This window comes from Rhizobium sp. BG4, assembly GCF_016864575.1.
Lineage (GTDB): Bacteria > Pseudomonadota > Alphaproteobacteria > Rhizobiales > Rhizobiaceae > Rhizobium.
The window spans coordinates 3026362-3040444 of record NZ_CP044125.1 but is presented as its reverse complement, the minus strand read 5'-3'; the positions used below and the strand labels follow the sequence as shown (position 1 = coordinate 3040444).

Genomic DNA, 14083 nt, shown 5'->3' with positions numbered 1-14083 from the left:
GATCCATGACTGAACAACGCACTCCCCTTGTGGAACTCAAGAATATCTCGATCTCCTTCGGCGGTATTCACGCGGTCGACAATGCTTCCGTCGACCTCTATCCCGGTGAAGTCGTCGCCCTTCTCGGCCATAACGGCGCCGGCAAGTCGACGCTGATCAAGATCCTGTCCGGCGCCTACAAGCGCGACAGCGGCGAGATCCTGATCAATGGCGAACCTGTCGACATCCGCAATCCGCGCGATGCCAAGAAATACGGCATCGAGACGATCTACCAGACGCTCGCCGTCGCCGACAATGTCGACGCCGCCGCAAACCTCTATCTCGGCCGCGAAATCCGCACCAAGTGGGGCACGCTGGATGACGTCGCCATGGAAGCCTCGGCCCGCGAGGTGATGGGGCGCCTCAACCCGAACTTCCGCCGCTTCAAGGAGCCGGTGAAAGCGCTTTCGGGCGGTCAGCGCCAATCGGTGGCGATCGCCCGCGCCATCCTGTTCAACGCCCGCATCCTGATCATGGACGAGCCGACGGCCGCCCTCGGCCCCCAGGAAACGGCGCAGGTCGGCGAGCTGATCAAGCAGCTGAAAAAGGAAGGCATCGGCATCTTCCTGATCAGCCACGACATCCACGACGTCTTCGACCTCGCCGACCGCGTCTCCGTCATGAAGAACGGCCAGGTGGTGGGCCACGCCCGCACCGAAGACGTCACCAAGGACGAAGTGCTCGGCATGATCATCCTCGGCAAGGTGCCCCCAAAGCCATCCCCGGCCCCGGCGCCATGCAGGTCTGAGGCATCACGACAACAGAAAAGCCCGCCGCCCCAGACAGCGGCGGGCTTTTCATCCGAATTCCGGTGACACCACCAGCCATTCCGCCGATTTCGCCATTTGGCGATTGAAGAGCGCCGAAAGCTAGGCTAAGAACCACCACATCGGACAGGCGATTCAAACCGCCACGGCATGCACCCGTAGCTCAGCTGGATAGAGTGTTGGATTCCGATTCCAAAGGTCACAGGTTCGAATCCTGTCGGGTGCGCCATATCTTCCAGAAACTTCCGGCTACCGCGCACGCACCGTGGTGAATCCGCGTTGGTTCGCGCCTGAGAGCTCAGGTTTGGTAGTTTTTCCGCCGTATGTGTGAACCTGAAAAAACAGCCTCCTCCCAGCCGGGTTCACCTTTACGCGTCAATCAGCTTTGGTGAGGACCAATCCGCGCGCCGTTTCAGGTCTGCTTTCACGGATCGGGAATGCCTCGCTCCGATGATTCGCTTAGAACTTTGCGGGAGCTCGGCTGTGGTTGACACACTCCGGAAGTGCGAGCGCTCTCGGCTCATGAGCCGCACGGGCAAAAGAACACTACGCCAAAAATGCGACTGCGCCGGGCTGCTCACGCCATAGGGCGTCGATACGCGCTGCACCGCAGGTATTTCGCTGGAACCCCGGATTTTGTCGTCGTGAAGCACATGTTGGTTTTCTATGTGCACAGTTGTTTTTGGTATCCGACACGCTATCGTAGCGCGGCGCGCAGTCGAGTAGTCAATTCGCCCATAGTGACTAAGGTTGCCCGCCACCGCGTTTTCGCTGTCCAGCTTCGACTCGAGGAATGTCGCCAACCGGACAGACGCTGCTGCTCACGCCAGGTATCATCGCCACTGTTCCGGACCTGAGATAGCCGGGACGATCCTACCTGGAGACCTCGTGGCGTCCCCCGCTGCGAGGTCTTTCTTCGACTGGGATCAGGCCGCAGGAGCCTTCCTGTCGATCTCCGGCGACCACCCTCTCGTGATGCCCTTGCTCAGAAACGAGCGCGCGATCTCGAGTTGTTCGCGCAAGTGACCGCAGTCCGCCAACAAGGTCTCAATGGTCGCCCGAGCGTCGCCGTCATGCCAAGCAAGCGCGGCTTCAACCTGGTCCGTGTTCTCGACTGTCTTCTTTTCTGCAAGCATGGGTTCTCGATCCCTGTAAGGGCACTTTGAGGTGCGGTTTCGATGAGCATGCCCAAACGCTGCGAGACCTCATTGCCTCGACTCGGCCGAGGCCGTTGGACTTGAGCGAAGGTAGCGACCAAAACGAGTCGCAACAACCCTAGTACTCGCAAGAGCGCGCAATCTGGCGCCATCATCTTCGGTCGCGTGCCGGATCTCAAACCGTGATCCTGTTCACGCATGTTCGCCTACGCTCTAGCCCCGGTGCCGCAGTGCATCTACGAGCACCGAAAAGGCGGCCGATGGCTGCCTTCGGCTGGGGTAGTAGAGGTGATATCCCGGGAATGAAGGACACCAATCTTCGAGCACCCGCACGAGGCGCCCGCTGGCGATTTGCGACGCCACCTGGTCCTCCATCACAAAACCGAGCCCGAAACCATCCTCCGCTGCCCTGACGATCATGTTTGTGTTGCTAAAGGCGAGTTGGCCCTCAACCCGCACCCGCAGTTCGCGTTGAGCTTTCTCCAGCTCCCAGGCATATAAGCCACCGCCACTTAGCATCCGCAGATTGATGCAGCGATGGGAGTTCAGATCCTGAGGCGTCCGCGGGATCGGGTTATTCGAAAAATAATCGGGCGAACCAATAATGGCCATGCGCAGCTCAGGTCCAATTCGGACGGCAACCATCTCCTTCGCGAGAGCCTCGCCAAGGCGTACGCCAGCATCGAACCGCTCCGATACGATGTCAGTGAAACTGGAATCTAGCGCCAGCTCCACGTGGATGTCAGGGTATTCGGGAAGTAGTCGCCTAAGTGCGGGCCACAGCACTGTGGTCGCGGCATGCTCCGAGGTTGTGATGCGAATGCTTCCAGCGGGGCGGTCTCGCAACTCCCCGAGTGCGGCGAGTTGGGAGCCAATGCTGTCGAGCGCTGGTCTAAGAGTGGAGAGCAAACGCTCTCCGGCCTCAGTAGGCGCCACATTGCGCGTCGTCCGGGTCAATAGACGAACCCCCAGCCGGGTCTCGAGCCGCCGGACCGTGTGACTCAGCGATGACTGGGATGTTCCAAGCCTTGCCGCTGCCCGCGTGAAGTTCTGCTCTTCCGCCACGGTCATGAACGCATTCAGGTCGACTAGCTCTTCTCGTCTCATTCATGCTCCGTCGACATGAGTTAGCATCGACTTATGAAGTTGCAGCAGGCTGTGCAACTGGTCAACCTCTTGGAACCAGGAAGAGACAAAGGAAGCTTCCTATTCCTGAAATGGCGACAACGAGAGCGAGCGCCGTAGGGCTACCATCGACAAGTGCGCCTACGGCAGCCGATCCAAGTATTCCGCAGCCGTAGTGCAGCGCTCCGATCAAGGCGGATACGGCTCCTGCCCGTTCCGGGAAGTCCTGCAAAGCACCGCCGATTGAATTGGCGACAATGAGCCCCGAACAGGAGACATACACGAAGAGCGGAAACGCCAGTCCTGCGAGCCCACCCCAGTTCGTGGTTCCGGTCGCGAGCAGCGCAAGCCCGGAAAGCGCCGCTCCGGCGGTACCAAAGCGAAGAAGTCGGCGGCTTCCGAGCCTGCCCACGAGCCTTGCATTTGCGACGTTGGTCAGCATGATTCCTACGATGCCGAGCGCGAACAACACGCCGTACAACTGCGATGGAACATGGTAGTATTCGATGAACGCAAATGGCGTTCCCGCAATATACGCGTAGATCCCGGCGTAAAAGAAGCCTCCCGCCACCGCAAAGCCTAACAGTCGCCTCTCAGTGATGAGTTGAAGATATCCGCGGAACGAGCTTCTGAGCGATGCTTCACTGCGGCGTTGGGCGGAAAGCGTTTCGGGAATTGTGAAGAGTGCGGCAAGCGTGATCAAACCGACCGCGACGAGCAACCAGAAGATCATCCTCCATCCGGCGACGGCAAGCACCTGACCACCGACGATCGGGCCAAGCAGCGGCGCTGTAGCCATCACCGTGATCAGTGTAGAAAGCATCTGTGCGGCACGGCTTCCTTCATACAGGTCGCGTACCATCGCCCGAGAAAGGACGACACCTGAACAGGCGCCTACCGCCTGAACGACGCGCCATGTGATCATCTCGTTTGCGTTCCCGGATATGGCACATCCGGTCGAGCCAATAACGAAGAGGACGAGACCAACCGCTATCGGGAGTCTACGACCGTATCGGTCGCCAAGCGGCCCCCAGAGTAGCTGGCCGAGGCTGAAACCGATGAGGAATCCGGATACAGTCAGCTCCATGTCTCCTGCGTCCGCACCCAGATCATAGGCCATGGTTGGCATGGCAGGAAGATACAGGTCAGTGGAGATGGATGCGAAGCCCATGAGTGCACTGAGGACCGCAAGCACGCGGAGCCTATGGGGCTTCGCGTGCGGATCTACAGGAGCCTCACCATATGCGGTCGAAGCTAGTTCTTGTGGCATGAATGGTCTCAAAGGAGGAAGGCGCTGCGAGGCGCCTGTTCAAAGACCAGTGGTCTTCATCAGTTGTTCGGGATAGCGCTCACCTTCGATCTGGATCCTGGCAGCCGCTGCGTTGAGTTCGCCGAGAGCGGAACTGCTCAGCTCGATATCGACTGCGCCGAGGTTTTCCTCCACACGATGCAGCTTCGTTGTCCCGGGAATGGGGACGATCCATGGTTTCCGGGCAAGCAGCCAAGCCAGTGCGATCTGTGCGGGAGTAGCATTTTTCTCCGTCGCGACTCCGCGAATTAGGTCGATCAAGGTCTGGTTCTTCTCCATGGCGTCTGGCGTGAAGCGGGGAAGGATCCTGCGGAAATCATTCTCGGCAATCTTGCTATCCTTGCCCATTGCTCCGGTAAGAAAGCCCTTCCCGAGCGGGCTGTAGGCGACAAGACCTATTCCCAATTCCTCGCATGCATCCAGGATGCCGTTCGTTTCGGGACCACGTGTCCAGAGCGAGTATTCATTCTGGAGGGCGGTGATCGGCTGCACGGCGTGAGCCTTGCGGACGGTATGGGCGCCCGGCTCGGAGAGGCCGAAGTGCCTGACCTTGCCTTCGGCAATCAGGTCCTTCACGGTCCCCGCTACATCCTCAATCGGCACACCGGGATCGACGCGATGCTGGTAGAGAAGATCGATTACGTCGATGCCAAGCCTCTTCAGCGACCCCTCCGCTGCTTCTCGGATCCGCTGAGGACGGCTGTCGACGCCGGCGGCCTTTCCACCCTCGAATTTGAAACCGAACTTGGTGGCGATGACCACCTGATCCCGAACTGGGCGGAGGGCTTCACCGACCAACTCTTCGTTGGTGAATGGCCCGTAGATCTCGGCGGTATCGAAGAAGGTCACACCACGATCAAAGGTATCTCTGATTAGCTTGACGCTGTCCGCGTTGCTCAGAGCATGCCCGTAGGAAAAGTTGAGGCCCATACATCCGAAGCCAAGCGCTGTGACTTCCAGACCCTGCCCAAGAGTTCTCTTTTTCATTTAGGATCACCCTGTCGTTTCGGTAAGGGGAATCCTAAGCCGATGACCATCATGGGATTAGCCCGTTGAATCGGCATGCAGTCATGAATTGATTTCATGGATGAAATGGGTGCCCTGCGCGATCACGACGCCGCACCCCATTCATGAACAGCAAGCATAAGCGCATGCAACGCACACCGCCTAATCAGATCAATCGATCGGCGATATCTTGCTTCAAACGGCTGGCACCAACGGACCCGCTTCACGTCCAATTACGCTGTGGACGCCTCTATCAAAGTCGCCCGCAAAGAGTGCCTGCGCCTGAGCATCTATATTTCGAAAGGAATGCAAATTGTTAGGTACGGTTCTACATGCTCCCGGCGATGTACGATGCGAACAGGTTGCCGATCCGAAGATCCTCAAACCGACTGACGCTATTATCAAGCTGTCGGCCAGTTGCATCTGCGGATCCGATCTTTGGCCATTTCGAGGCGCGAACGATACCAGCGAGCCCAAGGCAATGGGTCACGAGTATTGCGGCATCGTGGTCGAAGTCGGCAGTGACGTCAGAACGGTAAAGCCTGGCCAGTTCGTTGTCGGCTCTTTCTGCCTTTCGGACAACACCTGCCCCCATTGCCGCTTCGGCTTTCAGTCGTCTTGCGAGCAGCGTGAGTTCATGGTCGGCGCGCAGGCCCCCTACGCACGCGTCCCGCTTGCCGACGGATCTTTGGTCCCGACGGCCGGGATACCTTCGGACGACCTGATCCCGTCGCTGCTTGCCGTGTCAGATGTTCTCGGTACCGGATGGTATGCCGCTGATGCCGCTGGGGTTCAGGAAGGGTACACTGCAGTCGTGGTGGGGGACGGCGCTGTCGGACTGATGGGGGTGCTCGCCGCAAAGCGAATGGGGGCTGGACGCATCATCGCCATGAGCCGCCATAAGGCACGGCAGGAGCTCGCCCTTGAGTTCGGCGCAACTGACATCGTCTCAGAACGAGGTGAAGCTGGCGTCGGCCGCATCAGGGAGATGACCAACGGCGTCGGCGCGGATTCAGTGCTGGAATGCGTGGGACTGGACGAGTCCATGTCCCAGGCGATCAACTGCGCACGCCCTGGAGGAAAGATAGGCTTCGTCGGGGTTCCGCATGGTGTCACCTTCGACGGTCAGAACCTGTTCTTTCAGCAGAAAAGCTTGCTTGGCGGCCCAGCCCCTGTACGACGCTACCTCCCCTATCTGATGGATCTTGTTCTTAGCCGCGAAATCAATCCCGGCCGGGTTTTCGACTTGGAAATCCCGCTTGCGGATGTCGCGGAAGGCTACCGCGCGATGGATGAACGTCGCGCAATCAAGACGCTGCTGCGGGTGCAGTGACGACGCGCCGCTCCGGCTGCCTCGGTTCTCCCTATTCTAGCTCAAGGAATTTGCTTCATGAAAAAAGTTGCTGCTTCCATCGCAATGACTACCCTCGCAGCAACAGGCTCTGAAGGCGCTGAACACTTCAAACGCGTTGCCCCGCAAGCCGTCTACGAAACTGCGCCGGGTCTAGGTCAGTTCACTGACGAAGTACTTTTCGGTGAAGTCTGGGACCGTGCAGAACTCTCTCCACGTGATCGCAGCCTCGTAACAATTGCGGTTCTCGTCTCGACGGGAAAAATCGCCCAGACTGCAAGTCACGTCGGGCGTGCACTCGACAACGGGGTGAGCCCGGAGGAGGTCGGCGAACTGATCACGCAACTGGCTTTCTATTCTGGTTGGCCGAATGCAATGTCGGCGGTCAATGAAGCAAAGAAGGTGTTCGACGAGCGCGGTGTTGGCCCGCTCTCAAGCAGCAATGGCGACCGCATTGAGCTGGAGGCAGCGACCGAAGCCTCAAGGAAGGCGATAGTGGATAGCAATGTCGCGCCAACCGCAGCCGCACTGGCCGAGCTCACCAATCGCGTTCTGTTTGGCGGTCTTTGGCAGCGTCCAGATCTAGCTCCTCGCGACCGCAGTATGGTGACTATTGCCGCACTTGTCGCGCTGGGCCAGCCCGAGCAGCTTCCCTTCCACGCCAATCGCGCAATGGACAATGGTCTCTCACGGTCCGAGGCTGCCGAAGTCATCACGCAGGTTGCGTTCTATGCAGGATGGCCGCGGGCAATGTCCGCCGTCCCGGTTTTGAAGAAGGTCCTTGAGGGTCGCGTTGCCGCAGTCACTGGCCCGACAGCATTCGCCGAAATCAACGTCGTGCGAGCTGGAGAAGGGCGTGCCGATGCGCCGGAGCAATACTTCACGGGCAACGTCGAAACATCGGGATTTTTCCGCGGTGGCGAACCCGCGAGAGTTGGCGGTGCGACCGTTTCGTTCGCGCCGGGAGCGCGTACAGCTTGGCATACCCATCCCTTGGGCCAGACCCTATTCATAATTTCTGGCAGCGGGCTGGTTCAGATGGAGGGCGGTCCCAAGCAGCAAGTCAGTGCAGGCGACGTCGTCTGGATCCCAGCCCATGTGCGCCATTGGCATGGGGCATCGCGCAACGAAGCCATGAGCCACTTCGCCGTCGCCGAGGCGTTGGATGGAAGCTCGGTTACATGGTTGGAGAAGGTATCTGACAGGGACTACGCTTCAGTTGCGGTCGTCGACTGAGACTTCTAAGGAGGCCGAGATGCAGAGGCGCCGTTTTCTCCAGGCAATGCCGATTGTCGCTGCCGTGGGAGTTCTCGCACCGAACGCACGCGCTCAACAATCCGATATCCTGATTGCCTATTTTTCGAGGACTGGCAACACCCGGGTCATCGCAAACCAGATCAAGAGGGAACGGAACGCTGCGATCTACGAGATCGAAGCCGCCACGCCCTATCCCGAGGACTATCAGACCACGGTCGCGCAAGCATCTCGTGAAACTTCGGGAGGTTATCTGCCTCCATTGAAGACTTCTGTCCCCGACCTCTCGCTCTTCAATGCGATCTATCTTGGATTTCCGATCTGGGGAATGACGATGCCGCCAGTCGTCAAATCATTCCTTCGTAGCACCAACCTCTCCGGGAAGACTGTTTACCCGTTTGTAACGCACGGGGGCTTCGGGATCGGAAACAGCCTGGGAGTGCTGACTTCCTTGGCGACCGAGGCTGATATCAAGGTGCCCTTCTCGATGGAGGCAGACCAGGAACGTCGCACCCTTGATGGCGTGAGAAGTTGGTTGGCAGCTTAGCGTTGGCTCCAACGCTCTCGTTATCAGCGATGCGCATAAGTTCCGGAAGCACCTTTGGTCTTCGAGTGACAGCCAAAGGCGGGAAATGCGTTTCGATAGCCGCCTTCGCTGGTAACGCAAAGATCTCGCGCACCAAGTTTCACAGGGATCCGGCTACCCCAAAAACCGAAAACCAGCGAATGCTGAACCTGGTATCCAGCGATCAAATCTTGGCAATGTCGGCTCCGCATTTGCGGCGGGCCGCATGCAGCGTATTCCTCATCAGCATAGCAATGGTCATCGGCCCCACCCCGCCCGGAACCGGTGTGATCGCACCAGCGACTGCGGCGACCTGAGCAAAGGCAACGTCGCCAACGAGGCATGTTTTACCCGTACCTTTTTCTGACGCATCTACGCGGTTGATACCAACGTCGATGACTGTGGCACCTCGTTTGACCCAGTCTGCCTTCACCATCTCTGCTCGTCCGACAGCGACTACGAGTATGTCTGCTCCCTGACAGACGGCAGGGAGATTGCTGGTGCGCGAATGCGCCATCGTTACGGTCGCGTTGGCAGCCAGCAACAGCGCAGACATAGGCTTGCCGAAAAGGTTCGATCGTCCGACCACGACGGCGGTCAATCCGGAAAGATCGTCGCCATGTATGCGGCGCACAAGTACCATGGCACCCGCGGGTGTACAGGAGACGAGCGCGCCATGGAGGTCGCCCGTCGCCACCTTCCCTGCATTCATAACATGCAGACCGTCGACGTCTTTTTCGGGCTTGATCGACTGAATGATAAGATCAGGTTGCAGATGTCCAGGGAGCGGCAGTTGTACGAGGATGCCGTGGATAGCGTCGTCATCGTTCAGTTTCGCGACCAGTGCAGCAAGCTCGTCCTGGGTAGCGGCCTTGCTCAGAGTATGCTGCACAGAAACGAAACCACACTCCGTGGCCATGCGGCCTTTTGCTGCCACGTAGGCATGGCTCGCCGGATCTTCACCGACGATGACCACAGCGAGACCAGGCGTTACGCCCGCCTCTTCTATCAACCTCGCCGTATCAAGTTTGACAACGTCGATCACTGACGCAGCGATCTGTTTCCCATCGAGGATGTCCGCGCTCATTGCGTCACCCCATCCGCTCGGACTTATATGACCCGGGACTAGGCGGGAAAACGATGGTCTTGTTGCCATTCATGAACACGCGGTGATGGATGTGAGCGTGCACCGCGCGGGCCAGCACCTGGCTCTCGACATCTCGACCGATGGATACATAGTCGTCTGCGGACTGCGCATGGGTGATGCGGGCCACGTCCTGCTCGATTATCGGTCCTTCGTCGAGGTCGGCGGTGACATAATGCGCCGTGGCGCCGATCAATTTCACGCCGCGCTCAAAGGCCTGCTTATAAGGATTCGCACCTTTGAAGCTCGGTAAGAAGGAGTGGTGGATATTGATGATTTTACCTGACATCTTCTTGCACACAGCGTCGGACAGCACTTGCATGTAACGCGCGAGAACGATCAGCTCGGCTCCTGACGATGTCACGATCTCCATTAGCCGCGCTTCCGCCTCTGGTTTGTTCTCCTTGGTCACCCTGACATGGTGGAACGGAATGTCGTGGTTGACGATGACCTTCTGGTAGTCGAAGTGGTTCGAGACGACGCCGACGATGTCGATCGGCAGCGCGCCGATCTTCCAGCGGTAGAGCAGGTCGTTCAGACAATGACCGAAGCGCGAGACCATCAGCAGCACCTTCATCCGTTCGTCGCTGTCGTTGAACCGGTACGTCATCTGGAAGGTCTTCGCGACGGATGCGAAACCGGACCTGATCTCCTCCTCCGACACGTTCTCCTGCGAAAGGAAGGTCAGACGCATGAAGAACAGGCCAGTCTCCTGGTCGTCGAACTGCGACGAGTCGGAGATGTAGCAGCCCTTTTCGGCAAGGTAACCGGTGATGGCGGCGACGATGCCGCGGGACGATTGACAGGAAACGGTCAGGACGTGACTTTTCATCTTCTGGATCTCATGAAGGGGATAAGGAAGCATCGAGCGGTCTTCGAGACCGCCTAGGATTCGAAGGTCAGGCGGCGAGCAGCGCCTTGAGACGGATGTCGGGCGAAGCGAGAGCGGCCTCGTCGAACCCCCTGCCTGAAGCAATGAGCATTTCGGCGAGGCGGATGTCGCGTGCAACGGCGTTACCGGGGCCGATGCCGCTGGCCGAGAGAAGGCGGCCGTCCTCCGCCATCTCGAAGACGATGAAAGCGTCCGCGCCGAGATCTCGCCGAACGGACCGTGCGGCGCCGGTCGAGAGCCCCGCGACCTGTAGCGTCATGTCGTACTGATCGGACCAGAACCACGGCACGGCCGAGACGCTTTCGCTTCCACCGAGAAGATTGGCGGCGGCGATCGCGGCGTGCTCCTGAGCGCTGCGCCAGGATTCAAGCCGAACGCGGCGGTCCGCGTGATGAACGAGCGGGAACGAGCAGCAGTCTCCGGCCGCCCAGATGTTCGGATCACTCGTCTGCAGATGACGGTCGACCGCGACGCCGTTCTCGACGGCGAGGCCAGCGTCGGCGGCAAGTTCGACGTTGGGAATAGACCCGATGCCGACGACTAGAATATCGGCTTCGATCAAGCGGCCGTCCGAAAGAACCAATTTCACGTCGTTGTCCGAGCCGCTCAGCGTCTCCATGCGTGCGTTGCAGATGATCTCGACGCCCTCGGCGGCATGCCGGGCCGCGATCGCTTCGGCGACCGCGAAAGGAACGCCTCGAGAAAGGATTCGCGGCAGTCCTTCGAGCAGGACAACGGAAGCTCCAAGACGTCGGGCGCTCGCCGCGAGTTCCAGGCCGATGAAGCCGCCCCCAAGGATCGCAAGACGGCTGTTCGATCTCAGATGCTCGCGGATACGACGTGCGTCGCCATGCGTCCGCAGCGAGAGAACGCGCGGGTTGTCCAGCTGATCGACGGCGAGGCTGCGGGCACGCGCGCCGGTCGCCAGAAGAAGCTTCGTAAACGGCACACGGCTGGCGTCGGCCAATTCCACCACTCGGCTTGCGCGGTCGAGGCGGGTTGCGTGAACCCCGAGCCTAAGCTCGATCCGCTTTTCGGCATAGTCTGCCGCGGTGGCGACGAAGCGCGGGTCGGAACCGGCGACAATCCCGTCCTTTGACAAGGGCGGACGTTCGTAGGGAGGATGCTCCTCCTCGCCGATCAGCGTGATCTCACCCTCGAACCCTCGGTCACGGAGGCTCAGGGCCGCGCGACCACCGCATTCTCCTGCGCCGATGATAACTATGGACGTCATTGGAGGGACCTTCGCTGTTCAATGTTCGGATTTTGAGAGTCGGCGAGCGCGACTAGGTGCTGCCGGAACGCGCCCTGCATCTCCTTGAAGCTCGAATAGCCGCTGTGGGATGCGAGCCGCGAGATGGAGGTTTCAGATACCTTGCAGGCCTGGGCAACCGACCGCAACGTGCCGAAGGCGATGACTCCTGGGTTGCCGAGCAACAGGCGCATCGCCTGCTGCAGGCTGGCGGGGTACGTCACTCGTCGTTCGACGATCCGTTGCTTGAGATCGCTTATGCTTGGCTGTTCGATGGAAGGTGAAAGCATCTGCGACCTTTCGTGGTTGGGCGTCCAGGGGCGCGAGATTTAAGGATCCGCACGGCCTACGAACCGTGCGGAGGCGGCATTGTCCAACTCAGCCGGAGACGCTGGCGAGAGAAACCGGAGCGCCGGTCTTCACCGAGATCGTCGCGGCTTCCGCCATGGCGAGCGCGGCGACGCCGTCGTCGAGAGTGACCGGCAGCGAACCGCCCCCATTGACGGCTTCGACGAATGCAGCCCATTCCGCGGCGTACGCGGGCATGTACCGTTCAAGGAAGAAGTAGGTGGGCTTGGCGCCGATCACGCCTTGGGTTGTCGACTTCACTACGGTGTTTTCGAGCATGTTCTGGGCCTGGAGCAGCCCTTCGGAACCAAGGAGTTCAAGCCGTTGGTCGTAGCCGTAAACTGCACGGCGGCTGTTCTTGATGACAGCGATCCGACCGTCCGCATAAGTTAACGTCACCACGGCGGTGTCGACGTCGCCGGCGCTGCCGATCTCCGGATCGACGATCGACGAACCGACCGCGGTCACGGTGTCGGGCGCCGCTCCCATGATGAAATTCGCCATGTCGAAGTCGTGGATCATCATGTCCCGGAACAGACCGCCGGAGACCTTGATGTATGAGACCGGCGGCGGGGCCGGGTCGAAGGAGGTGATGGACAGGAGCTCGGGCTTGCCGATCTCGCCCGCGTCCACGGCCTTCTTCAACGCGGCGAAGTTCGGATCGAAACGGCGGTTGAAGCCGATCATCACGGGACGCCTCGTCTCCGCGACAGCCTTCTGGCAGGCGCGAGCGCGTTCCAGGCTGAGGTCGACGGGCTTCTCGCAAAGCACAGCCTTGCCCGCCACACTCGCCTTTTCGATCAGGTCGGAGTGCGTGTCGGTGGAGGTGGCGATCAGGACGGCGTCGATCGAGCTGTCGCCGAGAATGGCTTCGGTGCTACGGACTTCGGAGCCGTACTGCGCGGCGATCTTTTCCGCCGCGGACGTGTTGATGTCGGAGACGGCGGCGAGCATGCTGCCGGGATGTCCGGATATGGCTGTGGCGTGGACGCCGGCGATCCTGCCGGCGCCGAGGAGGCCAACTTTAAGCATAGAGATTTCCTTTTTTGTTAGAGACCGAGCTCAGTCTTGAAGGCGTCGAATTCCTTGTCGCCGATCGCAACGTTGTGCTGAGGCTGCGGATATGCTCCGTTGTTGACGTCCGCGATGAACTCGCGGAATGCGGCAATGCGTTCCTTCTGCAGCCGGTCGAACTCCGCGGCGAAGTTGCGATAGGTCTTCGCGTGGCGTGGACGATGGCCGTCGGTGTGGCCGAGCACGTCTTCGGCGAAGAGGTACTGCGCGTCCGCGCCTGGCCCGGCGCCCATGCCTAGCATGATCATCGACGTGTTCTTCGAGATCAGCTCGCCGACGCGGTCGGGAACAACCTCCAGCTCCGCACCGAAGCAGCCTATCGCTTCGAGCTGCTTGACGTGCCGGAAGACGTCGACCGCCTCCCTCGTCGTCTTGCCGACGGCGCGGAATCCAGTCCAGGTAATGTACGATGGGATCAGCCCGACATGCGCTACGATGGGAACATGGTTGTCGCAGAGGACCTTCTGAATATCGAGCGAGGCCGCGCAATAAAAGCAGTCACCGCCCATGGCGGAGAAATGGTAGGCGGCACGCAGATAGTCCTCGGCGGTTGCCAGCGGCCGCCCCTCGAATTTGCCCCAGCCTCCGTAGGGAAGACCCACTTGGACAAAACAACTGCCAGCAGCCTCGCGCATTTCCGGCGAGAAGAAACGGCCTTCGATCGACAACATGTGGATGCCCGCCGCGTTGGCGGCAGCAGCCTCCTCCAGTGTCGTCACGTAGAGCATGGAGATCTTTTCGCCGCGAGCCTTCATGACGCGAATGTCGGCAACCGTCGGTCGGGTATTCTTGTGAACCATT

13 protein-coding genes, 1 tRNA gene and 1 pseudogene are annotated in these 14083 nt (G+C 59.8%); 5 read left to right on the top strand and 10 right to left on the bottom strand.

Annotated elements, in window-relative coordinates:
• Positions 1 to 5 precede the first annotated feature (5 nt).
• Together F2982_RS15260 and F2982_RS15255 are read left to right on the top strand one after the other, a co-directional pair.
• Positions 6 to 787 (top strand): annotated as a pseudogene (locus F2982_RS15260) (ATP-binding cassette domain-containing protein).
• Between the two features lie 171 nt (positions 788 to 958).
• Positions 959 to 1035 (top strand) — tRNA-Arg (locus F2982_RS15255).
• A 697-nt stretch (positions 1036 to 1732) separates the two neighbouring features.
• Here F2982_RS15255 and F2982_RS15245 read toward each other — a convergent pair.
• From F2982_RS15245 to F2982_RS15230, 4 genes are all read right to left on the bottom strand, one after another.
• Positions 1733 to 1942, bottom strand: a complete 210-nt coding sequence (locus F2982_RS15245) for a hypothetical protein (RefSeq protein ID WP_203428333.1) — start codon at positions 1940 to 1942, stop codon at positions 1733 to 1735.
• A 234-nt stretch (positions 1943 to 2176) separates the two neighbouring features.
• A complete protein-coding gene (locus F2982_RS15240; RefSeq protein ID WP_203428332.1) occupies positions 2177 to 3070 on the bottom strand; it encodes a LysR family transcriptional regulator in 894 nt (297 codons plus the stop codon).
• Positions 3071 to 3131: 61 nt separating this feature from the next.
• Positions 3132 to 4259 (bottom strand): multidrug effflux MFS transporter, encoded by a 1128-nt coding sequence (locus F2982_RS15235; RefSeq protein WP_246777459.1) that lies wholly within the window; start codon positions 4257 to 4259, stop codon positions 3132 to 3134.
• Between the two features lie 138 nt (positions 4260 to 4397).
• Positions 4398 to 5384: an aldo/keto reductase gene (locus F2982_RS15230; RefSeq protein ID WP_203428330.1), complete on the bottom strand. Its 987-nt coding sequence runs from the start codon at positions 5382 to 5384 to the stop codon at positions 4398 to 4400.
• 331 nt (positions 5385 to 5715) lie between these two features.
• On the opposite strand from F2982_RS15230, the gene F2982_RS15225 reads away from it, so the two are divergent.
• From F2982_RS15225 to F2982_RS15215, 3 genes are read left to right on the top strand one after another with little or no spacing between them, the layout of a single operon-like run.
• Positions 5716 to 6735 carry a zinc-dependent alcohol dehydrogenase family protein gene (locus F2982_RS15225; RefSeq protein ID WP_203428329.1) on the top strand — a complete coding sequence of 340 codons (1020 nt, stop codon included), beginning with the start codon at positions 5716 to 5718 and terminating at the stop codon, positions 6733 to 6735.
• 57 nt (positions 6736 to 6792) lie between these two features.
• Complete coding sequence (locus F2982_RS15220) at positions 6793 to 7989, top strand: carboxymuconolactone decarboxylase family protein (protein ID WP_203428328.1); 1197 nt, start codon at positions 6793 to 6795, stop codon at positions 7987 to 7989.
• Positions 7990 to 8008: 19 nt separating this feature from the next.
• Entirely contained in the window at positions 8009 to 8554 is a 546-nt protein-coding gene (locus tag F2982_RS15215) for a flavodoxin (protein WP_203428327.1), read from the top strand.
• A 202-nt stretch (positions 8555 to 8756) separates the two neighbouring features.
• Here F2982_RS15215 and folD read toward each other — a convergent pair whose 3' ends face one another.
• From folD to F2982_RS15185, 6 genes are all read right to left on the bottom strand, one after another.
• A complete protein-coding gene (folD, locus tag F2982_RS15210; protein ID WP_203428326.1) occupies positions 8757 to 9659 on the bottom strand; it encodes a bifunctional methylenetetrahydrofolate dehydrogenase/methenyltetrahydrofolate cyclohydrolase FolD in 903 nt (300 codons plus the stop codon).
• A 4-nt stretch (positions 9660 to 9663) separates the two neighbouring features.
• A complete protein-coding gene (gene purU, locus F2982_RS15205) occupies positions 9664 to 10548 on the bottom strand; it encodes a formyltetrahydrofolate deformylase (protein WP_203428325.1) in 885 nt (294 codons plus the stop codon).
• Between the two features lie 67 nt (positions 10549 to 10615).
• A complete protein-coding gene (locus F2982_RS15200; protein ID WP_203428324.1) occupies positions 10616 to 11842 on the bottom strand; it encodes an FAD-dependent oxidoreductase in 1227 nt (408 codons plus the stop codon).
• On the bottom strand, positions 11839 to 12150 hold the full coding sequence (locus F2982_RS15195) for a MurR/RpiR family transcriptional regulator (RefSeq protein ID WP_203428323.1): 312 nt from the start codon (positions 12148 to 12150) through the stop codon (positions 11839 to 11841). Before F2982_RS15195 ends, F2982_RS15200 begins: the two co-directional genes overlap by 4 nt.
• Before the next feature lie 88 nt (positions 12151 to 12238).
• Positions 12239 to 13240: an inositol 2-dehydrogenase gene (gene iolG, locus F2982_RS15190; protein WP_203428322.1), complete on the bottom strand. Its 1002-nt coding sequence runs from the start codon at positions 13238 to 13240 to the stop codon at positions 12239 to 12241.
• A 17-nt stretch (positions 13241 to 13257) separates the two neighbouring features.
• Complete coding sequence (locus F2982_RS15185; RefSeq protein ID WP_203428321.1) at positions 13258 to 14082, bottom strand: 3-methyl-2-oxobutanoate hydroxymethyltransferase; 825 nt, start codon at positions 14080 to 14082, stop codon at positions 13258 to 13260.
• Position 14083: the final 1 nt, after the last annotated feature.

What these genes read in the sequence shown, in the direction of transcription:
- F2982_RS15245 (WP_203428333.1), bottom strand. Translation starts at nt 1,942, where the DNA reads ATGCTTGCAGAAAAGAAGACAGTCGAGAACACGGACCAGGTTGAAGCC.
- F2982_RS15240 (WP_203428332.1), bottom strand. Translation starts at nt 3,070, where the DNA reads ATGAGACGAGAAGAGCTAGTCGACCTGAATGCGTTCATGACCGTGGCG.
- F2982_RS15235 (WP_246777459.1), bottom strand. Translation starts at nt 4,259, where the DNA reads ATGGGCTTCGCATCCATCTCCACTGACCTGTATCTTCCTGCCATGCCA.
- F2982_RS15230 (WP_203428330.1), bottom strand. Translation starts at nt 5,384, where the DNA reads ATGAAAAAGAGAACTCTTGGGCAGGGTCTGGAAGTCACAGCGCTTGGC.
- F2982_RS15220 (WP_203428328.1), top strand. Translation starts at nt 6,793, where the DNA reads ATGAAAAAAGTTGCTGCTTCCATCGCAATGACTACCCTCGCAGCAACA.
- F2982_RS15215 (WP_203428327.1), top strand. Translation starts at nt 8,009, where the DNA reads ATGCAGAGGCGCCGTTTTCTCCAGGCAATGCCGATTGTCGCTGCCGTG.
- folD (WP_203428326.1), bottom strand. Translation starts at nt 9,659, where the DNA reads ATGAGCGCGGACATCCTCGATGGGAAACAGATCGCTGCGTCAGTGATC.
- purU (WP_203428325.1), bottom strand. Translation starts at nt 10,548, where the DNA reads ATGAAAAGTCACGTCCTGACCGTTTCCTGTCAATCGTCCCGCGGCATC.
- F2982_RS15200 (WP_203428324.1), bottom strand. Translation starts at nt 11,842, where the DNA reads ATGACGTCCATAGTTATCATCGGCGCAGGAGAATGCGGTGGTCGCGCG.
- F2982_RS15195 (WP_203428323.1), bottom strand. Translation starts at nt 12,150, where the DNA reads ATGCTTTCACCTTCCATCGAACAGCCAAGCATAAGCGATCTCAAGCAA.
- iolG (WP_203428322.1), bottom strand. Translation starts at nt 13,240, where the DNA reads ATGCTTAAAGTTGGCCTCCTCGGCGCCGGCAGGATCGCCGGCGTCCAC.
- F2982_RS15185 (WP_203428321.1), bottom strand. Translation starts at nt 14,082, where the DNA reads ATGGTTCACAAGAATACCCGACCGACGGTTGCCGACATTCGCGTCATG.